This is a genomic window from Lysobacter sp. S4-A87, from assembly GCF_022637455.1.
Taxonomy (GTDB): Bacteria; Pseudomonadota; Gammaproteobacteria; order Xanthomonadales; family Xanthomonadaceae; genus Lysobacter_J.
This window is the reverse complement of the sequence record NZ_CP093341.1, coordinates 2,520,280-2,541,578: the sequence shown is the minus strand read 5'-3', so window position 1 is coordinate 2,541,578 and position 21,299 is coordinate 2,520,280. Positions and strand designations below refer to the sequence as shown.

Here is a 21,299-nt window from a genome sequence, read left to right as displayed (position 1 = left end):
CGACCGCGAAAGGCATAATGCCCGCGATGCCGAATCAGACTCCCCTGCCTTTCCCGGAACCGGCCAAGGACGCGCCGGCCGCCGCCGCGACGCCGTCCGCCGGCTCCGAAGCCATGCCCGACGCTGCGGTGGAAGCGACTGCGGACGCGGTTGCGGACGCCTCCACCGAGACCGCTGGTGCGCCGCAAGCCGACGCCCCGGCCGCGGTCGAGCCGGCCGCGATCGAACCGGACCCCGCCCAGCCCGAACTGCCGATGCCCGCAGCTCCGGCTGTTGCGGCGTCCGTGCGCCCCGAGCGCCGCCGTTCGGTCAGCGCACCCCGCCGACCGTGGTGGGCCAAGCTGCTCGGTCGCCTGATGGCACCGTGGGTGCAGCTGACCATCGAGCCGCGCAACCCGACTGCCGAGATTCCCGAGGAGTGGAGTGGCCGTCCGGTCTGCTACGTGCTCGAGGACTATGGCCTGAGCAACGCGCTGATCCTGGAGCGCGCCTGCCGCGAGTCCGGACTGCCCTCGCCGCTGCAGCCACTGCCGGGCGATCCGCTTCGCCGCAAGCGCGCCTATCTCGCGCTGTCGCGTCGCAACGTCAACACGCTGGCGCAGCTGCAGGCGCTGGCCGGTACCGCCGAGCCAACCACCAAGAGCCATTCCAGCTCGCTGGCGCGCCTGCTCGATGCACACCGCGCCGATCCCACCCTCGATGTGCAGCTGGTGCCGGTGTCGATCTTCGTCGGCCGCGCGCCGGACAAGAACAGCGGCTGGTTCTCGGTGCTGTTCTCGGAAAACTGGACCCTGGTCGGCCGCTTCCGCCGCCTGCTGGCGATCGCGCTCAATGGCCGCGACACCCTGGTCCGTTTCGCCCCGCCGATCGGCCTGCGTTCGATCGTCGACGAAGGCCTGCCGGCCGAGCGGACGGTGCGCAAGCTCTCGCGCGTGCTGCGCGCGCACTTCCGCCGCATCCGCGCGGCGGTGATCGGCCCGGACCTGTCGACCCGCCGCCTGCTGGTCGACCAGGTGCTGACCTCGAGCACCGTCCGCGACGCGATCGCCGACCAGGCCCGCCGCGACAACTCCAAGCTCGCCGATGCGTGGAAGAAGGCGCACGCTTTCGCTTACGAGATCGCCGCCGATTACTCGCACCCGGTGGTGCGCTCGGTCAGCTTCCTGCTCGCGCCGGTGTGGAACCGCATCTACCGCGGCGTCCTGGTGCATCACCTCGACCAGCTCAAGGAAGACGCGCCCGGCCACGAAGTGGTCTACGTGCCCTGCCACCGCAGCCACATGGACTACCTGCTGCTGAGCTACCTGCTGTACACGCGCGGCATCGTGCCGCCGCACATCGTGGCCGGCATCAACCTCAACCTGCCGGTGGTCGGCACGCTGCTGCGCAAGGGCGGCGCGTTCTTCATCCGCCGCAGCATCCGCGGCAGCGCGCTGTATTCGGCGGTGCTGGGCGAGTACGTGGCGCAGCTGGTGTCGGGCGGCTATTCGATCGAGTACTTCGTCGAAGGCGGCCGCTCGCGCACCGGCCGGCTGCTGCAGCCCAAGGGCGGCATGGTGGCGATGACGCTGCGCGCGTTCCTGCGCCAGCCGACGCGACCGGTGCTGTTCCAGCCGGTCTACATCGGCTACGAGAAGCTGATGGAAGGCACCAGCTACCTCGACGAACTGTCGGGCAAGCCGAAGGAGAAGGAATCGATCTGGGCGCTGCTGTGGGGCATCCCCAAGGTGCTGCGCAGCAACTACGGCCAGGTCGTGGTGAACTTCGGTGAACCTATCCGCCTCAACGACGTGCTCGCCGAGCATGCTCCGGACTGGGACGGCAAGCCGGTCGGCGAGGAAGAAAAGCCGGCATGGATGTCTGGCGCCGTCGACGCGCTGGCGGAGCACATCCAGGTCAACGTCAACCGCGCTGCCGACGTCAACCCGATCAACCTGCTCGCGCTGGCGCTGCTGTCCACGCCCAAGCACGCGATGGGCGAGGCCGACCTGCTGGCGCAGATCGCGCTGAGCAAGACGCTGCTGGCCACGCTGCCCTACTCCGACCGCGTCACCGTGACGCCGCACTCGCCGCAGGAGATCGTCGCCCACGGCGAGGAGATCAATGTCCTCAGCCGCACCGCGCATCCGCTCGGCGACGTGCTGGGTGTCAGCGGCGACAACGCGGTGCTGCTGAGCTACTTCCGCAACAACGTGCTGCACCTGTTCACCGCAGCGTCGTGGATCGCCTGCTGCTTCCAGAACAACCGCCGCATGAGCCAGGCCGGCGTGCTGCGCCTGGGCCGCAACGTCTATCCGTTCCTGCAGGCCGAGCTGTTCCTGCCGTGGAGCGAGGAACAGTTCTCCCAGCGCCTGGCCGACACCATCGAGGTGTTCATCCGCGAAGGCCTGCTCGAACGCATCAACGAGGAAGAAGGCGGCATCCTCGCCCGCAACGCCGGCCAGACCGACGAGGTGTTCCGCCTGCGCGCGATCGGCCATTCGCTGCAGCAGGCATTCGAGCGCTACTACATCGCCATTTCGGTGCTGGTGAAGAACGGCGCCGGCACGCTCACCGCCTCACAGCTCGAAAGCATGTGCCAGCTGGCGGCGCAGCGCCTGTCGCTGCTGTACGCGCCGGCGGCGCCGGAGTTCTTCGACAAGACCCTGTTCCGCGGCTTCATCCAGAAGCTGCGCGAACTGAAGCTGGTGTGGCCCGACGAGAACGGCAAGCTGGCCTTCGACGCACGCCTGGATGCCTGGGCCAAGGACGCCAAGGTCATCCTCGGCCGCGAGCTGCGCCACACCATCGAGAAGATCAGCCCGGAAACGGCGAAGGCCGAACCGGTCGCAGAGGTTACGCCGGCGGGCTGAGCTGTGGCGCGCTCTTTAGGGGCGCGCCCTTCAGGGCGGCCTGGACGATGCGGCGATACAACGTCGCCGCATGCCACGCCCCGTCGCACAGCGCGCGCCGCTGTGCGCCTTCTTCGGCTTGCTGCCACAACCAGCGCCAGTCGCAGCCGTCGTCGGCGGCCAGCAGGCGGTGCAACAGGTAGGTGCAGCCGCGCACCGGCAGGAACGAGCGCTCGAGCACGGCGACCAGGGCGTCGCGCGCCATGCCGCCGGTGACCGCCTCGTGCAGCGCGATCGCACCGAGCACCCGGTAGGGACGCTGCCGGCGGTGCCGCTCGACGAAATCGCGCCAGGGCTCGGCCGCGACCGGTGCAATGGCGACGATGCCGTCGGTGCGGCGCACGTCCGCCGCCGCCATCCGTTCCCAGTCGCGCATCTTCGCCATGCGCTCGCCGGCCCATTGCCGCAGCGCCGGCGTCGACAGGGCCGGCGTCAGCGATTCCAGGACGAAGGCGCCGGTGCGGCACAGCGCGTTCTCGGCTGCCAGCCAGCGCAGGTAGCTGTCGCGATCCAGGCCGTCGCCGCCGGTCAGCTGGGCCAGGTCGTCGGCGAGGTCGTGCTGGGCGGTCTGGATCGCTTCCTGCCAGCGCGCCGCGGCGGCGCGGTCGCCGAACGGCGCCTGGCCGTAGCGTCCCCTGGATCCGGTTTGCATGGCGTCCCCCGGGCCGATGCTCGATCGTTGTCGCCGCGGAGGTACCCGCGGCGAGCGGTCCGGCATCGTGCCGGGGCCGGGACCCGGCAGTCCTTGCCGCGTCCTGAAGAGTTCTGAAAGCTTGTGAATCGCCGGCGCGGATTTGTGATCGCCCGTACCGCCGGGAGCGCCCACCCCCTTGCCGGTCGCACGGCCACGCGCCAAAGTGCGATGCTCTGTTGGTACGGGGCGCGACGGAGGGGGCCGTGGCCGAGTCGCCGTCATCACTGAACATGTCGTCATCGCCGGGCATCTGGCGGTATGGCGAGGTCGTGCTCGACGAGCGCATCGCCGCGGTCCGAGTCGGATCGGTCGAGGTCGACCTCGACCGCAGCAGCTACGACGTGCTGCTGGCGCTGCTGCGCCACGCCGGCGAAGTGGTGACCAAGGACGAGCTGCTCGAATGCGGCTGGCCGGGGCGCGTGGTGTCGGAGAACTCGCTGGTCAAGGCGATCGGCCGCCTGCGTCAGGCCCTGGGCGAGGACGGAGCGGCGATCCGCGTCGTCCACGGCTACGGCTATCGGCTGGCGGCGGCGGTGCGGTTCGAAGCGGTTGCCGTCGAGAAGGTGCACGCACATCCGCACGATGCCGAGCGCCTGCGTGACGGCGACCGGCTCCCACACCGGCCGGGCTGGCGCCTGGTCCAGCGCCTGGGCGAAGGCAGCGCAGGCGTCATCTGCCTGGCCCGATCGGACGACGGCGAAACGCGCGCGATCAAGCTGGCGACCAGCGAGAGCGGCCTGCGCAGCCTCAAGCGCGAGATCGCGCTCGCGCGCTACATCCAGGCGGTGCGCGCCGACCTGCCAGCGGTGGCACCGGTGCTGGGCTGGAACCTGGCGCAGCCGCCGTTCTTCCTGGAAATGCCCTACTACCCGCACGGCCACCTGCGCGACTGGGCGCAGGCGCAGGGCGGGCTGGCTGCGCTGTCGTTCCAGCAGCGGCTGTCGCTGTGCGTGCAGCTGTGCGAGGCGGTGGCCGCGCTCCACGAGATCGGCATCCTGCACAAGGACCTCAAGCCCGAGAACCTCTACCCCGTCGCCGACGCAGCAGCGCCCGGCGGCTGGCGCTTCGTCCTGGCCGACCTCGGCGCCGGCGAAGCCGCACTTGCACCGCATGTCGCCGAACTGGGCCTTACCTACAGCCTGGTCGACGGCAGCCACTCGCTGTCATCGGCGCAGGCCGGCAGCCTGCTCTACATCGCCCCGGAGGTGATCGCCGGCGAGATGCCGACACAGAGCAGCGACGTCTATGCGCTGGGCGTGCTGCTGTACCAGCTGCTGGTCGGCGACCTGCGCCGTTCGCTGGCGCCGGGCTGGGAAGCGGCGCTCGACGATCCGCTGCTGTGCGAGGACATCGCCCAGGCAGCCGCGCTGGATCCGACCCAGCGCGTGCTCGATCCGCGCATGCTGGCCACGCGCCTGCGCACGCTCGACCAGCGCCATGCCGAGCGCGACCAGGCACTTGCCCGCCGCGATGAAGACGAACGCCGCGCGCACCGCCAGGCGAGCGAGCGCACTCGCTTGCGCATGTGGGCGGCGGTCACCGCCGCGCTGCTGGTGGGCCTGGTCGCGACCACGGCGATGTCGGTGCGCGCCGATCGCGCGCGCCTGCTCGCCGAGGAAAATGCCCGTCAACGCCAGGCGGTGCTCGACTTCGTCACCAGCGACGTGCTGGCACAGGCCGATCCCTATTCCGGCAATCGCGCCGGCGGCGACCAGGTCAGCGTGCGCGATGCCGTCGATCGCGCCGCGGCGCAGGTCGACCAGCGCTTCGCCGACGATCCGGCGGCCGCGGCAACGGTGCACGCGCTGGTCGCCAACGTCTTCTTCGGCCAGGACCGCCACGCACTGGCGATCCAGCACTACCGCCAGGCGCGCGCGCTGTATCGCGGGCTCGCGCCCGACCAGCTGCCGGCGCTGATCCGCGTCGAGACCGGCCTGTGCGACGTGCAACGCATCGCCAACAACCTTGCCGCAGCGGAGGAAGCCTGCGCCTCGGCCCTTCGCCGCAGCGAGGAAGCATCGGCCGAGCGCCCGTTCGCGACCCTGAAGATGGGCCAGCTGCGCACCGAGCAGGGCCGCTACCGGCAGGCGCAGGCGATCCTGCAGCCGCTGCTGGCATCGCAGGCGCTCAACGGTGATGCCAAGGCGCAGGGCGAGCTGTATTGGTCACTGGGCCTGTGCGCGCGTGGACTTGGCGAGTATGCGCAGGCGCGCAAACACTTCGAGGACCTGCTCGCGCTGTACCGCAGCTCGGGCGAAACCACCTCCTGGACGGCGTGGGCGTACAACTCGCTGGGCAGCGTGCTGGTCGAGACCGGCGATTACGACGCCGCCGAACCGCTGCTGCTCAACGCGCGGCGCATCTTCGAGCAGACCCAGGGCGCCGGCCAGGTCGAGGCGCAGATGCCCAACATCTGGCGCACCGAGATCCGCCTGCGCCGCGGCCAGTGGCACGAGGCCCGCGCGCTGCTGCAGTCATTGCTCGACAACTGGTCGGGCGCGCTGAAGCCTGATCACCCGCTGCCGCTGCGCGCGCAGGCCAACCTGGCCTGGGCCGAGGCGATGAGCGGCGACCGCGCCGCCGCGCTGGCACGCCTGCAGGCGGCGATGGGCGATCGCGTCCGCCTGTTCGACCAGCCTGGGGACCGCGTCGTTCCGCGAGTGCTGCGCTGGGTCCGTGCCGCGCTGGCGCTGGACCGTCTGGACGACGCCGCCACCCTGCTGGCGATCTACGATGCACGCGTCGGCGACGAGCTTCCCGCCGCCCATCCGCTGCGCGGCGAAGGCGATTGCCTGCGTGCGCAGCTGACCATGCGCCAGCACGATGCCGTCGGCGCCCGGCGGCAGGCAGACGCCTGCAACGCCATGCTGCGGGAGTTCTACGCACCGGCGCATCCGCTGGTGCGCGAGTCGACGGCGCTGCTCGGCAAATTGCAGGGCTGAACCGGGTCGGGCCGTGCCCGGGATGCCCGGCCTCAGGCCGGTTCGTCGGGAATCAGCGCGCTTTCCAGCCGCGAGATGCAGTCTTTCAGCCACAACTTGCGCTTTTTCAGGCGCTTGACCGTCAACTCGTCGGCATCGGGCTGGCGCACCAGGCGCTCGATCGCCACGTCCAGGTCGCGGTGCTCCAGACGCAGCTCGGCGAGCTGGCGTGCGAGGACGGCGGGATCGTCGCTTTCGATCATCCGTGAAGCTTAACGCGGTCGCGTTGCAGGCGTCACCGCTGGCTCTCATGGCATCTGCCATGGCCGGTAGAATGGGCGACCGATGAGCACCGTCCTGCCACTTCTCGAGCCCAAACCCCACGTGCGCGCGGTCCAGCGTCGCGCGCACGAGAACAACAAGCTGGCCAAGCGCCTGCGCCACCAGGTCGGTCGCGCGATCGCCGATTTCGGAATGATCGAGGACGGCGACAAGGTGATGGTGTGCCTGTCCGGCGGCAAGGACAGCTACACGATGCTCGACATCCTGTTGCAGCTGCAGGCCAGGGCGCCGGTGAAGTTCGAACTGGTCGCGGTCAACCTCGACCAGAAGCAGCCCGACTTCCCCGAACACGTGCTGCCGTCGTACCTGGAGTCGATCGGCGTCCAGTACACGGTCCTCGAGCAGGACACCTACTCGGTGGTCACGCGCGTGGTGCCGGAAGGCAAGACGATGTGCTCGCTGTGCTCGCGCCTGCGTCGCGGCGCGCTGTACGCGCATGCCGCCGCGCAGGGTTTCACCAAGATCGCCCTCGGCCACCACCGCGACGACCTGTTGTCGACGTTCTTCCTGAACCTGTTCTTCCACGCCAAGCTCGCCGGCATGCCGCCCAAGCTGTTATCCGACGACGGCCAACACGTGGTCATCCGCCCGCTGGTCTATGTGCGCGAAGACGACATCAGCGCCTACGCGCAAGCCAGGCAGTTCCCCATCATCCCCTGCAACCTGTGCGGCTCGCAGGAGAACCTGCAACGCAAGCAGGTCAAGAAGATGATGGACGCCTGGGAACGCGAGACACCCGGCCGCATCGAAACCATCGCCCGCGCGCTGGGCGACCTGCGTCCTTCGCATCTGGCGGATCCGAACCTGTTCGATTTCCTCTCGCTCGGGCGGCGCGGTGACGCGCCGTTGCCGGATGCGCGCGCGTGGCTGGCGGGAGAACCGCAAGGCGACGACACGCCGGCACCTTGATACTTTGCACAACACTCACCGTCGTCCCCGCGAAGGCGGGGATCCATGCACGTTGCTTCGCCTGCCCAGCAGCCAACGTCCCTGGATTCCCCCATGCGCGGGAATGACGGCCGATAATTCCCATCAGGAATCATGATGTTCTTCCGCAACCTGACACTGTTCCGTTTCCCCACCACCACCAAACTCGATGAACTCAACACCGGCCTTGGCGAATGCCTGCTCAAGCCGGTCGGCCCGCTGGAGTTGTCCAGCCGCGGCTTCATCTCCCCGTTCGGCCGCGGCGGCGACGAGCTCTCGCACACGCGCGGCGATGCCACCTGGCTGGCCGTCGGTGGCGAGGACAAGATCCTGCCCGGCTCGGTCGTCAACGACATGCTCGCCAAGAAGCTGGCCGAGATCGAGCAGAAGGAAGGCCGCAAGCCCGGCGGCCGCACCCGCAAGCGCATCAAGGACGAGCTGATCACCGACCTGCTGCCGCGCGCGTTCGTAAAGCCCAGCCGCACCGATGCCCTGATCGACCTCGGCCACGGCGTGGTCGCCGTCGACACCTCCAGCCGCAAGAGCGGCGAGAACGTGGTCAGCGAGATCCGCCGCGCGCTCGGCAGCTTCCCCGCCCTGCCGCTCAACGCCGAGATCGCGCCGCGCACGGTGCTGACCGGCTGGGTCGCCGGCGAGGAGATGCCCGAAGGTCTCTCGCTGGGCGACGAATGCGAACTGCGCGACCCGATCGACCAGGGCGCCGTGGTCAAGGTGCAGCGCATGGAGCTGCAGAGCGACGAGATCGCCAAGCACCTGGAGTCGGGCAAGCAGGTCACGCGCCTGGCGCTGACGCTCGACGACCACGTTTCGTTCGTGCTCGGCGAGGACCTGGTGGTGCGCAAGTTCAAGCTGCTCGACGGCGCCGTCGACGAGCTCGAATCGACCGAGCGCGACGACCTGCGTGCCGAACTCGATGCGCGCTTCGTGCTGATGGCCGGCGAGTTCAAGCGCCTGTTCACGGTTCTCGAAGGTGCACTCAAGCTGTCCCGCGCCGAGCTGTGACGGCGCTGGCGCGCGGCCGTCATCGGGACGAAACCCGCGGCGGCCGCGAGCACGTATGATCGGATGCAACCCTTGCCGTGCCCGCGGCCACCACTGAGCCCTGTTACAGGGCCGGCGTCCGCAAGCAGCCGCGTTCGTATCCCCACCGAGCCGTCCGCCATGCCTTCCCAGTTTCGAATGTTCGGTCGCCTGCTCGCGCCGAAACCACGCACGATCGAGCGAGAGACGCTCGAGGTCGAACTGGATGACGGCCGCACGATCGCCCTGCAGCGCGTGCGTGATCCGCGTTCACGACGACTGAAGTTGTCGGTCGATGAACGCGGTGCGCGCCTGACGATGCCGACCCGCTGCAGCATCGCCGCCGCCGACCGTTTCGTCGCCGAGCACAGGCTGTGGCTGGCGACGCAGCTGGACCGCTATGGCATCGACGGCGTGCCGGTGCTTGAGCGCGACGTCACCGACCAGCTGCCACTGCGTGGCGCGATGCTGCCGCTGCAGTGGCAGCAGGGGCGCTTCAGCCGGGTCGAGGCGAACGGCGAATCGCTGGTGTTCACCCTGCCGGCGCGTGCCGGCGACCTGGCGATCCGCCGCGCCGCCCGCGATTTCTACGAAGCACAGGCACGCGCCGACGTCGGCCGCTGGCTGCCGCGCTACCTGCCGTCATTGCCGCGGGCACCGCGGCGGGTGACGTTCAAGATGATGTCGTCGCAGTGGGGGTCGCTGGCGCCCGATGGCTCGATGGCGCTGGACCTGTCTCTGGTGCTGGCGCGGCCGAGCGCGTTCGAGTACGTGGTCGTGCACGAGCTGTGCCACCTGATCCACGCCGACCATTCACGCGCGTTCTGGCGCGAGGTGGAAGCGCGCTGCCCGTACTGGCGCGATGAGCGCGAGTACTTCCACGGCGAAGGACGGCAGTTGAAGGCGACACTGCGGGCGTTGTGCGGGAAGGCGGCGGCGTAGACCGCGCAGTCGCGCAGCCCGCTCAGCCGTCGCGCGGCACCGTCAGGAAATCGCCGATCGCCGCCGCCACCAGCGCCGGATCCTCCATGTGCAGATGGTGGCCGCCCTCCAGCACGATCAACTCGCCGCGCGGCAGCAAGCCGGCGCGCTCGCGCCGCAACTCGTCGGGCAGGTACGACTGTGCCGGACTGGCGAAGATCACCCGCGTCGGGCACTCGATGCCGGCGACGAGGTCGCGGACCTGCGACTCGGTCAGGCGCTGCATCGACGGCAGCGTCAGGCGCGGGTCGCTGGACCAGACGAAACCGCCCTCGACCGGCATCACGCCGCGCTCGACCAGCAGCTTCGACGCCGATTCGCTCAGCCGGCTGCCGACCTGGGCGCCGGCAACCATGCGCGCACGCGCCGCGACCGTCGGATCGGGGAATACGCGCAACGACTTGCCCGGCAGCGCGCGCATCGCCGCGACCGCATCGCGCAGGCGGGAGACAGTGCGCTCGGGCACTTCCGCCAGCGCTCCCAGCGCCTCGATCGCCACCAGCCGCTCCACCCGCTGCGGACAGGCCGCGGCAACCAGGCTGGAGATGCCGGCGCCCATCGAATGGCCGAGCAGTGCGAAGCGATCCCAGCCCAGCGCATCGGCCACGTCGAGCACGGCATTGACCGCCGCGGCGAACGAGTAGTCCGCGCCCGGCGGCAGGTGCGCGCTGGCGCCATGACCCGGAAGGTCCGGAGCAACCAGATCGATGCCGTGCAGGTGCTCGGCCAGCGGCACGAAGCTGGCCGCATTGTCGAGCCAGCCGTGCAGGGCCAGCACGCGCGGCGCGCCGGATTGACCGCCGCGCAGGCCGGCGATGCGGCCCAGCGGCGTGTCGAGTTCGAATTCATGCATGGGGTGTGCGGGCATCAGTGCCAGGCCTCGAGGCGATTCCTTGCGATGGCGGCCAGCACGCGGGCGTGGTCGCGACGGTCATTCAGGCACGGGATGTAGCGCAGCGTGCCGCCGTGATCGGCGAACTGCGCGGCGAAATCCTCCGCCAGCATCATCGCCACTTCTTCCAGCGTTTCGATGCAATCGACCGGGAACCCGGGCGCGACCACGTCGACGGTGCGCACGCCGCGACCGGCCAGGGCGCGCAGGGTGCCCTGGGTGCTGGGTTCGAGCCAGCGGTCGCGGCCGAAACGCGACTGGTAGCTCAGCGTCCACGCGTCGTCGGCCAGCCCCAGGCGCTGCGCGATTGCGCGCGCACTGCCCTCGCACTGGCTGGCGTAGGGGTCACCGGCATCGACCAGCCGTTGCGGCAGTCCGTGGAAGGAGAACAGCAGGTGCTCGCCGCTGCCGTTGGCGGCGCGGTGCCCGGCAATGGACGTTGCCACCGTGTCGACCCAGCCCGGGTCGAGGTGGTAGTCGTCGATCATCCGCGTCTGCAGGCCTTTGCCGGCGGCGGCCAGTACGTCGGCAACCGACGCGGTGGTGGTGGTGGAGTACTGCGGGTACAGCGGCAGCACCAGCACGCGGCGCACGCCCTCGCCGCGCAGCTGTTGCAGGCGCGCGGCCAGCGAAGGCGAGCCGTAACGCATCGCATCGATCACGCGCAACTGCGGCAGTTCGTCCTGCACGACCCTCGCCAGGCGGCGGGTGTAGACCGCCAGCGGCGAGCCGCCATCGTCGCCGGGCACCCAGATGCTGGCGTACTTCTTCGCCACCGGAGTGGAGCGCAACGGCAGGATCACCAGGTGCAGCAGCGGCAGCCACAGCGCGCGCGGCAGGGCGACGACGCGGCGATCGGAGAGGAATTCGGCCAGGTAGCGCCGCACCGCCGCAGGTGTCGCGGCGTCGGGCGTGCCCAGGTTGACCAGGACCAGCGCCGTGTCGGGGGTGGTTGCGGGAGGCGCGTCGTCACCGACGGCGATGCTGGCGGGGGCTTGCATCCGCATAGGATGACAGCTGGCCACGAGGTTGCCGAGAGTGGCGCCGGCAAAAGCGGTCAATCCCCCCCCCCGCGTGGGCGGGATTCGAACCCCGGCCACTGCCGCGAAAGGGTAATGTCCTGCGCGACGGCAGCGACGCGGAACCATGGTCGATCTTCCGCGGGATCTTTCAGCTTATGCGACCCAGGGCCATTTGCGTCGCTTTTACTTTCGCGCTGATTCGGTGAGGATTCATCGCCATATAACTAGCCTGAAGCGACTGCCCTGTTGGCGGTCGAGTCCACATCCCCTGGAGTCCGCCATGTCATCCCGTCTGCCGTCACGTCGCCTGCCGCGCCTCGCCGTCCTGATGCTCAGCCTCAGCCTTGCCGTGACCGCGGTGGCGGGTCCGACCGAGGACCAGCGTGCCGTCGACGCGGTCCGCGTGCTCACGCAGATCCAGCAGATTCCCGAGTCCGGCATTCCTGACAAGCTGCTCGACGAGGCACGCGGCATTGTCGTCGTGCCCGATTCGCTCAAGATCGGCCTGGTCCTGGGCGGCCGTCGCGGCCATGGCCTGCTGTCGGTGAAGAACCCCGACGGCACCTGGTCCAACCCCAGCTTCGTCAAGCTCACCGGCGGCAGCATCGGCTTCCAGGCCGGCGTGCAGTCGGCCGACATCGTGCTGGTGTTCCGCAGCGACCGCGGCCTGGATTCGATCGTCAACGGCAAGGTCACCCTCGGCGCCGATGCCGGTGTCGCCGCCGGCCCGGTCGGTCGCAACGCCTCCACCGCCACCGACGGCCAGCTCAAGGCCGAGATCTGGTCGTGGTCGCGTGCGCGCGGCCTGTTTGCCGGCATCGCCCTCGACGGCGCCGTGCTGGCGATCGACGACGCCGCCAACGAAGCCGTCTATGGCGCCGACACCACGCCGCGGATGATCTTCGAGGGCCGCGCCAACGGCCAGCCGTCGACGGCGGTGGTCGACTTCCGCGATCGCCTCGAGGAAGCCAGCTCGATCGCGCGCACCGCACGCAGCAATGCCAGCGCCGACGCGCGCGCCCGCGGCACCGCACCGGCACCCGTAGCGCACCCGGTCACGCCGGCGGCACCTGCAGCCACCACAGCGCCGATCCAGGCGCCGCAGTCGGGCCCTGCACAGCCCAAGCCGAGCCAGTTCGAGACCGTCGAAAGCCCGGTCAAGGCCGAACCGCTGCCCTGAACGGGTCGCCAGGCACTGATCTGGCGGGACTTCGCACACCCCGGTAACAACGTCGGCAACGGCGCTGGGGTATCCTGAGCATCCATTTCCTGCGGACATACTCATGGGCGGTTTGAGTCTTTGGCACTGGCTGATCGTGCTGGTGATCGTGGTGCTGGTGTTTGGCACCAAGCGCCTGGGCAACGTCGGCAAGGACCTTGGCGAAGCGGTGAAGGGCTTCAAGAAGGGCATGCACGACGAGGACGACAAGCCCTCCGCGCAGCTGCGCGATGATTCGCGCGACGCCGGGCAGCAGTCCAGCGACACGGCCAACAAGCAAGACGACCGCACGCCGCGCTGACGCGGCGTGCCCTGACCTGCGTCGGTAGCCGGCCATGTTCGACATCGGCTTTTCCGAGCTGTTCGTCATCGCGATCGTCGCACTGCTCGTGCTGGGTCCCGAGCGCCTGCCCAAGGCAGCGCGCTTCGCCGGCCTGTGGGTGCGGCGCGCCCGCGCGCAGTGGTACTCGGTGAAGTCCGAACTCGAGCACGAGCTGGCCGCCGAGGAGCTCAAGCGCAACCTGCGCGACACCGAGCAGACCCTGCGCGAAGCCCACGACGAGCTCAAGTCCGGCCTGGACGAGGCCCGCGACCGCATCCAGCGCGAGGGCGATGCCCTGCGCCGCGGCGTCGACGAGATCGACGCCGAGTTGCGCGCCCCGGCCACGGCCAGCGAGGCGGTCGCCGACGCCGAAGTGCCGGCTTTGCCCCACGTCGACGCCGATGCCGACTCCGCGCTCGATGCTCCGACCCGGCAAGCCACCTCCCCGGCCCCTGACGACGTGGCCGAGCGCCGATGAACCACGACCCCGCACACGCGCAGGCCGACAGCGACGCCGGCGCCGAACCGCGCCTGATCGACCATCTGATCGAACTGCGCGCGCGACTGCTGCGCGCAGTGGTCGGCCTGCTCGCGGTGTTCCTGGTGCTGATGCCGTTCTCGGCCGATATCTACGGCCTGCTGGCGGCGCCGCTGCTGGCGAACCTGCCGGCAAGCGGGCAACTGGTCGCCAATGATCCTGCCGGCGGCTTCTTCGTGCCGATCAAGCTGGCCTTCTTCGCCGCGCTGCTGATCTCGGTGCCGTGGCTGCTGTATCAGGCCTGGGCGTTCGTCGCCCCGGGCCTGTACCACCGCGAGAAGCGCCTGGCGGTGCCGCTGCTGGTGTCGGCGGTGGCGCTGTTCTACATCGGCTGTGCGTTCGCCTTCTTCCTGGTGCTGCCGTCGGTGTTCGGCTTCCTCGCCAGGTTCACCCCGGATGTCGTGGCGATGATGCCCGACATCGGCAAGTACCTCGATTTCGTCCTGGTGATCTTCCTGGCCTTCGGCGCCAGCTTCGAGCTGCCGGTGGCGCTGGTGATCCTGGTGCTGCTGGGCTGGGTCACGCCGCAGCAGCTGAGGGAATCGCGTGGCTACGCGGTGGTCGGCGTGTTCGTGATCGCCGCGATCATCACCCCGCCCGACGTGGTCTCGCAGCTGATGCTGGCCATCCCGATGTGCCTGCTCTACGAGGTCGGCATCATCGCAGCGCGCTGGCTGGTCCCGCCCAAGCCCGAAACCGACCCCACCCCGTAGCCCGGGTAAGCAAGGCGCACCCGGGGCCCCATCGAGGTGCGGTCGCCGCAACACCAACAAAAAAGCCCCGCAAACGCGGGGCTTTTTCATGCTTCCTGCGCCGATGAAGCCTGGCGTCAGACCTCGATGCCGCCCGCAGCCGGTGCCGCCGGTATGGCCGGGGGCGCCTCGCCGAGCATGTTGCGCCAGGCGTAGTAGATCGTTCCGCCCATCACCGGCATCAGCACCGCCATCAGTATCAGCTGGCCGATGAAAAACGCGCCCTGCTGGCCGATCAAGAACGCCATCACCACGATCAGCAGGTTGATGGCGATGCTGACGGCAAACATCGCGATCACCATCAGCACCATCATCACCAGCAACGCACCGATGTTGCGCAGGCAGGCGCGGAAACTGATCGACATCGCCGAGAACGCACCGCGCTCGGTGAACATCACGTCGGGAATGGCGACGAAGGTGAAGAAACCGGCGACCACGCCGATCACCAGCGCCAGCACCAGCCAGCCGAAGATGCGTCCGGCCGGCAGCGCCCTGGCCAGTTCCGGGTCGGGGTTGCCCTGCATCTGCTGCATGATCAGGGCGATCTGCTGGAGCTGCTCGCCTCCGATCATCGCCACCAGCAGCACCGCCAGCACCAGTAGCGCCGCGATCTGCGGCAGCAGCATCGCCAGCAGGCGCGGCATCCGCCCGCCATGCAGGCCCTGCAGCAGGTGCGCCGGTTGCGCGCTACGGCCCAGGTCGACCTCGCGCGCGGCATAGATCACGCCACCGAAGAGCATCGGGCCCAGCACGGCGACCAGGAAGCTCAGCCACAGCAGCCCGCTCATCGAGGCCAGCGCCGACAGGCTGCCCCAGATCACGCCGAGCAGCCCCAGCGCCAGCGGCGCCTTGCGCAGCAGCGCGAAGCCACCGAGCAACCATTCCGCGCCCGCACTCGCGGGCACTTTTCGAATCTGCGTCATCCTGTCCCTATCCATTAAGGTCGTCGTTGTATCCGGGGCCGCGGTCGCCAGGACCGGCGGCAACTCAGTGATCGTGCAGGCTGCGCGCGTGCCGGACGAACCGGCGCAGCACCCGCCGCGCGTGCGGCGTGGCGCTGACATCGCGCGCGAGCGCCTTGGCACAGCGGCCCTCGCGCTGCAGCGCGTCCTGCCGTGCCTGGACATAGCCACGCATGTGGGTGGCGCTGAACTCCGGATGGAACTGCACGCCCCAGGTGCGCTCGCCCCAGCGGAACGCGTGGCAGTCGTCCTGCGGCGAACGGGCCAGCACGGTCGCGCCTTCGGGCGCGCGAAGCACCGTCTGCAGGTGCGTGGCCTGTGCGGCGAACTGTGCCGGCAGGCCGGTGAACAGCGGGTCCTGCTCGGCGTGCGGGTGCAATTGCAGGCCTATCGTGCCCATCTCGCGGCCGGCCGGGTTGTCGCCGACTTCGCCGCCGAGCGCGTGCGCCAGAAGCTGGTGGCCGTAGCAGATGCCAAACAGCGGCATGCCCGCCTGTGCGGCGTCGCGCAACCACTGCGCGCTGCGCTCGCTCCAGTCGCGGCGCTCGGTGACCATCGCCGCCGAGCCGGTGATGATGGTGCCGGCGAAACCTTCACGGCCCGGCAGCGCCTGGCCGCCTTCGACGTTGACCACCACCGCCTCGTCGGCCTCCAGGCCGGCGGCGACGCGGATCCAGTGAGGAAAGCCGCGATGACGGCGCATCGAGGCGACGGGCTGGCCGGTTTCGACGATCAGGAAAGGCCGCTTGTGGCGATGGGTCACGGTGCAGACAACACAGGCAAGGTTTGGAACGACTTCCGGCGGCAAGCGCCCTGGCGCAGGTCCGGAAGGGCAAAAAATCCAGCGGCATCAAGGGCCGTGGCTATACTAGCGCGCTTTGCAGCACGCCAATCGGGAACCATGGCCGCACCTACCTTCCAGGCACCGACTTTCCAAGGGTTGATTCAGCGACTGAACGCCTTCTGGGCGGACCAGGGCTGCGTGCTGATCCAGCCGCTCGACCTGGAGGTCGGCGCCGGTACCTTCCACCCGGCCACGTTCCTGCGCTCGCTGGGCCCGGAGCCGTGGAATGCGGCCTACGTGCAGCCCTGCCGCCGTCCCACCGACGGCCGCTACGGCGAGAACCCCAACCGCCTGCAGCGCTACTACCAGTACCAGGTGGCGATGAAGCCCAGCCCCGACAACATCGTCGAGCTGTACTTCGACTCACTCAAGGCGCTCGGCGTGGATCCGCTGGTGCATGACCTGCGCCTGGTCGAGGACAACTGGGAATCGCCGACCCTCGGCGCCTGGGGCCTGGGCTGGGAGGTCTGGCTCAATGGCATGGAGGTGACCCAGTTCACCTACTTCCAGCAGGCCGGCGGCATGGAGTGCCGGCCGGTGCTGGGCGAGATCACCTACGGTCTCGAGCGCCTGTGCATGTACCTGCAGAACGTCGACAACGTCTTCGACCTGGTCTGGACGCACGGGCCGGACGGCACGCCGGTGACCTACGGCGACGTCTACCACCAGAACGAAGTCGAGCAGAGCGCCTACAACTTCGAGCACGCCGACGTCGCCGAACTTTTCCACCGTTTCGACGCCTGCGAGGCCGAAGCGCAGAAGCTGATCGAGCTGGGCCTGCCATTGCCCGCCTACGACCAGGTCTGCAAGGCCAGCCACAGTTTCAACCTGCTCGACGCGCGCCGCGCAATCAGCGTGACCGAGCGCCAGCGCTACATCCTGCGCGTGCGCCGCATCGCCCAGGGCGTGGCCGAGGCGTATTACGCGCAGCGCGAGAAGCTTGGCTTCCCGGTGTTGAAGAAGACGCAGCAGCCTGCGTGAGAAGAACGAGAAACGTGACGACATGAAACCGCTGCTGATCGAACTGGGTACCGAAGAACTTCCCGTCAAGGCGTTGCCGGGCCTCGCCCAGGCCTTCTTCGACGGCGTGATCGATGGCCTGCGCAAGCGCGGCGTCGCCTTCGCCCGTGGTGAGTCCAAGCCGCTGTACTCGCCGCGCCGCCTGGCGGTACTGCTGCCCGGCGTCGCCGACGAACAGCCGGAACAGAAGTCCGAGGTGCTCGGCCCGTACCTCAACATCGCCCTCGATGCCGACGGCCAGCCGACCAAGGCGCTGCAGGGTTTCGCGGCCAAGGCCGCCATCGACTGGACCGCGCTGGAGAAGACCAGCGACGGCAAGGGAGAGCGCTTCGTCCACCGCGCCGTCAAGGCCGGTGCGCGCACCAGCGAGCTGCTGCCGGAGATCCTGCGCGAAGCCGTTGCTGCCATGCCGATCCCCAAGCCGATGCGCTGGGGCGACCACGACTATGGCTTCGCCCGCCCCGTGCACTGGCTGGTGCTGCTGCACGGCAAGGACGTGGTCGACGCGCAGATCTTCGGTGTGCGCAGCGACCGCATGAGCCGAGGCCATCGTTTCATGCACGACAAGCCGGTGTGGTTCAGCACGCCGGGCGACTACGTCGAGTTCCTGCGCAGTGCCAAGGTGCTGGTCGATCCGGACGAGCGCCGCGAGCGCATCGTGCTCGAGGTCAACGCCGCAGCGACCGCGGCCGGCGGCAGCGCGCGCATCGACAGCGGCATCCTCGAGGAGGTCAACGGCCTCACCGAGTGGCCCAGGGCGGTGTCGTGCAGTTTCGAGCGGCAGTTCCTGGCGGTGCCGCAGGAAGCGCTGATCGCGACCATGGAAACCAACCAGAAGTTCTTCCCGGTGCTCGACGCCGAAGGCAAGCTCAGCGAGCACTTCATCGGCATCGCCAACATCGAGTCGCGCGACGAGAGCGAAGTGCGCAAGGGCTATGAGCGCGTGATCCGTCCGCGCTTCGCCGACGCGAAGTTCTTCTTCGTCGAGGACATGAAGCAGGGCCTGTCGGCGATGAACGACGGCCTGAAGACGGTCAAGTACCAGGACAAGCTGGGCACGATCGCCGACAAGGTCGCGCGCGTGGCGACGCTGGCCGAAGCGGTTGCCGCGCAGGTCGGTGTCGACCCGCAGCAGGCACGCGAAGCCGCGCTGCTGGCCAAGGCCGACCTGCAGTCGCGCCTGGTCGGCGAGTTCCCGGAACTGCAGGGCATTGCCGGCCGCTACTACGCCGCGGTCGAGAACCACCCGCTGGAAGTCGCCCACGCCCTCGACGAGGCCTACATGCCGCGCTTCGCCGGTGATGCGATCGCGCCGAGCCGGCTGGGCCAGGTGCTGGCCATTGCCGAGCGCCTGGACACGCTGGCGGGCGGTTTCGCCGCGGGCCTGAAGCCGACCGGCAACAAGGACCCGTTCGCGTTGCGGCGCAATGCGCTGGGCCTGGCGCGCACGCTGCTCGAAGGCGGCCACGACGTGGTGCTGCACGACCTGGTCGAGCGCGCGCTGTCGCTGCAGCCGGCCTCGGCCAAGGACATCGGCAGCTACGACATCACCCATTTCGTCTACGACCGCCTGCGCGGATATTACGCCGACCGCGGCGTGGCGGGCACGCAGTTCGACGCGGTCGAGAACGTCGCCCACGATTCGCTGCCGGACTTCGACCGCCGCCTCAGCGCGATCGGCGAGTTCGCCAAGCTGCCCGAAGCCGAGGCACTGGCCGCGGCCAACAAGCGCATCCGCAACATCCTGCGCAAGGTCGAGGGCGCGGTGCCGGACGCGATCGATGCCGCACTGTTCGTCGAGCCCGCCGAGCGCGAGCTGGGCGAAGCGGTCGACAGCGCAGTGGCCGATACCGACCCGCTGCTCGACGGGCGCGACTACGTGGCCGTGCTCGGCCGCCTGGCGCGCCTGCGCCCGCAGGTCGATGCGTTCTTCGACGGCGTGATGGTGAACGTCGACGACGCGCGCATCCGCAACAACCGCCTGGCCCTGCTCAAGCGACTGTCCGAGCGGCTGGGCAGCGTGGCTGCGATCGAGCACCTGTCGATGTAACCCAGATCACGGCCGCAGCGTCGCGGCTGGCTCACGGATTGTTCACTGGCTGACGGATGAAGCCCGGTTATCCTGCATTGATGCGCCCCCTTTCCTGGCTCGAACGTCTGTTGGCCACCGCCGTGTTGACGATCGCCACAGCCGGGACCGCCCAGGCGGCGAAAGTCACGGCGGTCGACATCCGTGGCCTGGACGAGGCGGAAACGCTGAACGTGCATGGCGCGTTGTCGCTGGTGCAGGCGATCGGCAAGGACCTGTCCGGGCGGCGCCTGGGCTATCTGGTCCGCGAGGCCGATGACGAAACGCGCGAGGCGCTGGAACCGTTCGGTTACTACTCGCCGAAGATCGAGGTCACGCGCGAGGGCAGCGGCGACAACACCAGGGTCATCGTGACCGTGACCCTGGACGAGCCGGTGCGCGTGCGCCGCGCCGACATCGCCATCATCGGCGAGGGCAGCGAGGACCGGTACCTGAAGGAAGACCTGGCCGCCTTCAAGCCGCAGACCGGCGATGTCTTCGACCATTCACAGTACGAAGCCAGCAAGACCAAGATCACCCGGCGACTGGCCGAGCGCGGCTATTTCGACGCCGATTTCAGCTCGCGCAGGGTCGAGGTCACGCGCGCGCAGCACGCCGCCGACATCGACCTGGTCTGGACCAGTGGCGGCCGCTACGACATGGGCCCGATCACGTTCGTGCAGACGCCGCATCGCATCATCCGCGACAGCCTGCTCGACAACCTCGTGTACTGGGAACAGGGCAGCTACTACCACCAGGGCAAGCTCGACCGCTTCCGCGAATCGCTGGCGCGGCTGGACTATTTCTCGTCCATCGAGATCGAGCCCGACCCCGACAAGGCCGTCGACAACGAAGTGCCGGTGCTCGTGACCCTGACGCCGGCCAAGCGCACCGTCTACACCGCCGGTGTCAGCTACGGCACCGACACCGGCGCGGGCGTGCGGCTGGGGATGGAACGCCGTTACGTCAACGATCGCGGCCACAAGGCACTGGGCCAGATCGACTGGGCGGAAGAGCGCAAGACCGCGACGGTGCAGTACCGCATTCCCGCCTTCGCCTGGCTCGACGGCTGGTACACCTTCAGTGCCCAGTACTACGACGAGCAGAGCGATTACATCGACACGCGCAAGGTCGAGCTGGTCGCCAGCCGCAGCGGCCAGGTCAGTCGCCGCCTCAACGCCGTGGCTTCGATCCATGCGCTGCGCGAGCGCTGGGCCTACGTTTCCGACGACGACGGCGACGACACCACGCCGGTGCAGTACCGCAACGCCACGTTCCTGTATCCGTCGCTGCGCGCGGACTACATCGATGCCGACGACCGCATCTTCCCGCGCAAGGGCATCGGCATCACCGTGGAGGTACGCGGCGGCGTGGAGGGCGTCGGCTCCGACGCCAACTTCCTGCAGACCTGGGGCGTAGGGCGCTGGTACCACGGCATGGGCGCGAGCAATCGCCTGATCGTGCGCGCCGAAGCCGGTGGCACGTTCACCAACGCGCTGGTCGACATGCCGCCGAGCCTGCGCTTCTTTGCCGGTGGCGATCGCAGCATCCGCGGTTATGCGTTCCGCGAAGTCGGCCCGTCAACCATTGGCAGCGACGGCAAGAAGTACGCGCTGGGCGCCAAGAACGTGCTCACCGGCTCGGTCGAATTCGAGCATTACTTCAACGACACCTGGGGCGCGGCCGGCTTCGTCGATGCCGGCGACGCCTTCGACGACACGCCCGACATCCACACCGGCGTAGGCTTCGGCGCACGCTGGAAGTCGCCGGTGGGGCCGGTGCGGTTCGACATCGCACACGGCCTGAACGACCCGGACTCCGATTACGAGATCTACCTCAACATCGGCGCAGACTGGTGAGGTG

At 69.0% G+C, this 21,299-nt stretch carries 18 protein-coding genes; 12 read left to right on the top strand and 6 right to left on the bottom strand.

Going from position 1 to position 21,299, the window contains the following annotated elements; genetic code table 11:
• Window positions 1–17: 17 nt before the first annotated feature.
• Window positions 18–2,852 (top strand): glycerol-3-phosphate 1-O-acyltransferase PlsB, encoded by a 2,835-nt coding sequence (gene plsB, locus MNR01_RS11405; RefSeq protein ID WP_241917922.1) that lies wholly within the window; start codon window positions 18–20, stop codon window positions 2,850–2,852.
• On the opposite strand, the gene MNR01_RS11400 is transcribed toward plsB, so the two are convergent.
• Window positions 2,836–3,543, bottom strand: coding sequence for a hypothetical protein (locus MNR01_RS11400; protein ID WP_241917921.1), 708 nt, complete (start codon window positions 3,541–3,543; stop codon window positions 2,836–2,838). The genes plsB and MNR01_RS11400 overlap by 17 nt on opposite strands.
• 272 nt (window positions 3,544–3,815) lie before the next feature.
• On the opposite strand from MNR01_RS11400, the gene MNR01_RS11395 reads away from it, so the two are divergent.
• Complete coding sequence (locus MNR01_RS11395; protein WP_241917920.1) at window positions 3,816–6,527, top strand: tetratricopeptide repeat protein; 2,712 nt, start codon at window positions 3,816–3,818, stop codon at window positions 6,525–6,527.
• Window positions 6,528–6,559: 32 nt separating this feature from the next.
• Here MNR01_RS11395 and MNR01_RS11390 read toward each other — a convergent pair whose 3' ends face one another.
• Complete coding sequence (locus MNR01_RS11390; protein ID WP_241917919.1) at window positions 6,560–6,769, bottom strand: YdcH family protein; 210 nt, start codon at window positions 6,767–6,769, stop codon at window positions 6,560–6,562.
• Between the two features lie 82 nt (window positions 6,770–6,851).
• Here MNR01_RS11390 and ttcA point away from each other — a divergent pair, with 82 nt between their 5' ends.
• The 3 genes from ttcA (at window position 6,852) to MNR01_RS11375 (ending at window position 9,758) form a co-directional block, all read left to right on the top strand.
• Window positions 6,852–7,757, top strand: a complete 906-nt coding sequence (gene ttcA, locus MNR01_RS11385; protein ID WP_241917918.1) for a tRNA 2-thiocytidine(32) synthetase TtcA — start codon at window positions 6,852–6,854, stop codon at window positions 7,755–7,757.
• A 135-nt stretch (window positions 7,758–7,892) separates the two neighbouring features.
• Window positions 7,893–8,798 (top strand): recombination-associated protein RdgC, encoded by a 906-nt coding sequence (locus MNR01_RS11380; protein WP_241917917.1) that lies wholly within the window; start codon window positions 7,893–7,895, stop codon window positions 8,796–8,798.
• Window positions 8,799–8,957: 159 nt separating this feature from the next.
• Window positions 8,958–9,758, top strand: a complete 801-nt coding sequence (locus MNR01_RS11375; protein ID WP_241917916.1) for a SprT family zinc-dependent metalloprotease — start codon at window positions 8,958–8,960, stop codon at window positions 9,756–9,758.
• 22 nt (window positions 9,759–9,780) lie between these two features.
• Here MNR01_RS11375 and MNR01_RS11370 read toward each other — a convergent pair whose 3' ends face one another.
• Both MNR01_RS11370 and hemH read right to left on the bottom strand, forming a co-directional pair.
• Window positions 9,781–10,650 carry an alpha/beta hydrolase gene (locus tag MNR01_RS11370; RefSeq protein WP_241917915.1) on the bottom strand — a complete coding sequence of 290 codons (870 nt, stop codon included), beginning with the start codon at window positions 10,648–10,650 and terminating at the stop codon, window positions 9,781–9,783.
• Between the two features lie 14 nt (window positions 10,651–10,664).
• Window positions 10,665–11,690 carry a ferrochelatase gene (gene hemH / locus MNR01_RS11365; RefSeq protein ID WP_241917914.1) on the bottom strand — a complete coding sequence of 342 codons (1,026 nt, stop codon included), beginning with the start codon at window positions 11,688–11,690 and terminating at the stop codon, window positions 10,665–10,667.
• A 328-nt stretch (window positions 11,691–12,018) separates the two neighbouring features.
• Here hemH and MNR01_RS11360 point away from each other — a divergent pair, with 328 nt between their 5' ends.
• From MNR01_RS11360 to tatC, 4 genes are all read left to right on the top strand, one after another.
• Window positions 12,019–12,891 carry a lipid-binding SYLF domain-containing protein gene (locus tag MNR01_RS11360; protein WP_241920596.1) on the top strand — a complete coding sequence of 291 codons (873 nt, stop codon included), beginning with the start codon at window positions 12,019–12,021 and terminating at the stop codon, window positions 12,889–12,891.
• Between the two features lie 103 nt (window positions 12,892–12,994).
• Window positions 12,995–13,231 (top strand): Sec-independent protein translocase subunit TatA, encoded by a 237-nt coding sequence (gene tatA / locus MNR01_RS11355; RefSeq protein WP_241917913.1) that lies wholly within the window; start codon window positions 12,995–12,997, stop codon window positions 13,229–13,231.
• A 34-nt stretch (window positions 13,232–13,265) separates the two neighbouring features.
• The gene (tatB, locus tag MNR01_RS11350) at window positions 13,266–13,730 is read left to right on the top strand and encodes a Sec-independent protein translocase protein TatB (RefSeq protein ID WP_241917912.1); all 465 of its coding nucleotides are present in this window, start codon (window positions 13,266–13,268) and stop codon (window positions 13,728–13,730) included.
• Window positions 13,727–14,503, top strand: coding sequence for a twin-arginine translocase subunit TatC (tatC, locus tag MNR01_RS11345; RefSeq protein ID WP_241917911.1), 777 nt, complete (start codon window positions 13,727–13,729; stop codon window positions 14,501–14,503). Before tatB ends, tatC begins: the two co-directional genes overlap by 4 nt.
• Before the next feature lie 116 nt (window positions 14,504–14,619).
• Here the strand turns inward: tatC and MNR01_RS11340 are convergent, their stop codons facing one another.
• Both MNR01_RS11340 and MNR01_RS11335 read right to left on the bottom strand, forming a co-directional pair.
• Complete coding sequence (locus MNR01_RS11340; protein WP_241917910.1) at window positions 14,620–15,465, bottom strand: BPSS1780 family membrane protein; 846 nt, start codon at window positions 15,463–15,465, stop codon at window positions 14,620–14,622.
• A 64-nt stretch (window positions 15,466–15,529) separates the two neighbouring features.
• A complete protein-coding gene (locus tag MNR01_RS11335) occupies window positions 15,530–16,267 on the bottom strand; it encodes a glutamine amidotransferase (protein ID WP_256451841.1) in 738 nt (245 codons plus the stop codon).
• Window positions 16,268–16,405: 138 nt separating this feature from the next.
• Between MNR01_RS11335 and glyQ the strand changes: the two genes are divergently transcribed.
• The 3 genes from glyQ to MNR01_RS11320 all read left to right on the top strand — a co-directional run bounded on the left by glyQ (window position 16,406) and on the right by MNR01_RS11320 (window position 21,295).
• A complete protein-coding gene (glyQ, locus tag MNR01_RS11330) occupies window positions 16,406–17,329 on the top strand; it encodes a glycine--tRNA ligase subunit alpha (protein ID WP_241917909.1) in 924 nt (307 codons plus the stop codon).
• Between the two features lie 22 nt (window positions 17,330–17,351).
• Window positions 17,352–19,418, top strand: coding sequence for a glycine--tRNA ligase subunit beta (gene glyS, locus MNR01_RS11325; protein WP_241917908.1), 2,067 nt, complete (start codon window positions 17,352–17,354; stop codon window positions 19,416–19,418).
• An 80-nt stretch (window positions 19,419–19,498) separates the two neighbouring features.
• A complete protein-coding gene (locus tag MNR01_RS11320; protein ID WP_241917907.1) occupies window positions 19,499–21,295 on the top strand; it encodes an autotransporter assembly complex family protein in 1,797 nt (598 codons plus the stop codon).
• Window positions 21,296–21,299 lie beyond the last annotated feature (4 nt).

Coding starts and splice junctions, on each gene's coding strand:
- plsB (WP_241917922.1), top strand. CDS start 18: ATGCCCGCGATGCCGAATCAGACTCCCCTGCCTTTCCCGGAACCGGCC.
- MNR01_RS11400 (WP_241917921.1), bottom strand. CDS start 3,543: ATGCAAACCGGATCCAGGGGACGCTACGGCCAGGCGCCGTTCGGCGAC.
- MNR01_RS11395 (WP_241917920.1), top strand. CDS start 3,816: ATGTCGTCATCGCCGGGCATCTGGCGGTATGGCGAGGTCGTGCTCGAC.
- MNR01_RS11390 (WP_241917919.1), bottom strand. CDS start 6,769: ATGATCGAAAGCGACGATCCCGCCGTCCTCGCACGCCAGCTCGCCGAG.
- ttcA (WP_241917918.1), top strand. CDS start 6,852: ATGAGCACCGTCCTGCCACTTCTCGAGCCCAAACCCCACGTGCGCGCG.
- MNR01_RS11380 (WP_241917917.1), top strand. CDS start 7,893: ATGTTCTTCCGCAACCTGACACTGTTCCGTTTCCCCACCACCACCAAA.
- MNR01_RS11375 (WP_241917916.1), top strand. CDS start 8,958: ATGCCTTCCCAGTTTCGAATGTTCGGTCGCCTGCTCGCGCCGAAACCA.
- MNR01_RS11370 (WP_241917915.1), bottom strand. CDS start 10,650: ATGCATGAATTCGAACTCGACACGCCGCTGGGCCGCATCGCCGGCCTG.
- hemH (WP_241917914.1), bottom strand. CDS start 11,690: ATGCAAGCCCCCGCCAGCATCGCCGTCGGTGACGACGCGCCTCCCGCA.
- tatA (WP_241917913.1), top strand. CDS start 12,995: ATGGGCGGTTTGAGTCTTTGGCACTGGCTGATCGTGCTGGTGATCGTG.
- tatB (WP_241917912.1), top strand. CDS start 13,266: ATGTTCGACATCGGCTTTTCCGAGCTGTTCGTCATCGCGATCGTCGCA.
- tatC (WP_241917911.1), top strand. CDS start 13,727: ATGAACCACGACCCCGCACACGCGCAGGCCGACAGCGACGCCGGCGCC.
- MNR01_RS11340 (WP_241917910.1), bottom strand. CDS start 15,465: ATGACGCAGATTCGAAAAGTGCCCGCGAGTGCGGGCGCGGAATGGTTG.
- glyQ (WP_241917909.1), top strand. CDS start 16,406: ATGGCCGCACCTACCTTCCAGGCACCGACTTTCCAAGGGTTGATTCAG.
- glyS (WP_241917908.1), top strand. CDS start 17,352: ATGAAACCGCTGCTGATCGAACTGGGTACCGAAGAACTTCCCGTCAAG.
- MNR01_RS11320 (WP_241917907.1), top strand. CDS start 19,499: ATGCGCCCCCTTTCCTGGCTCGAACGTCTGTTGGCCACCGCCGTGTTG.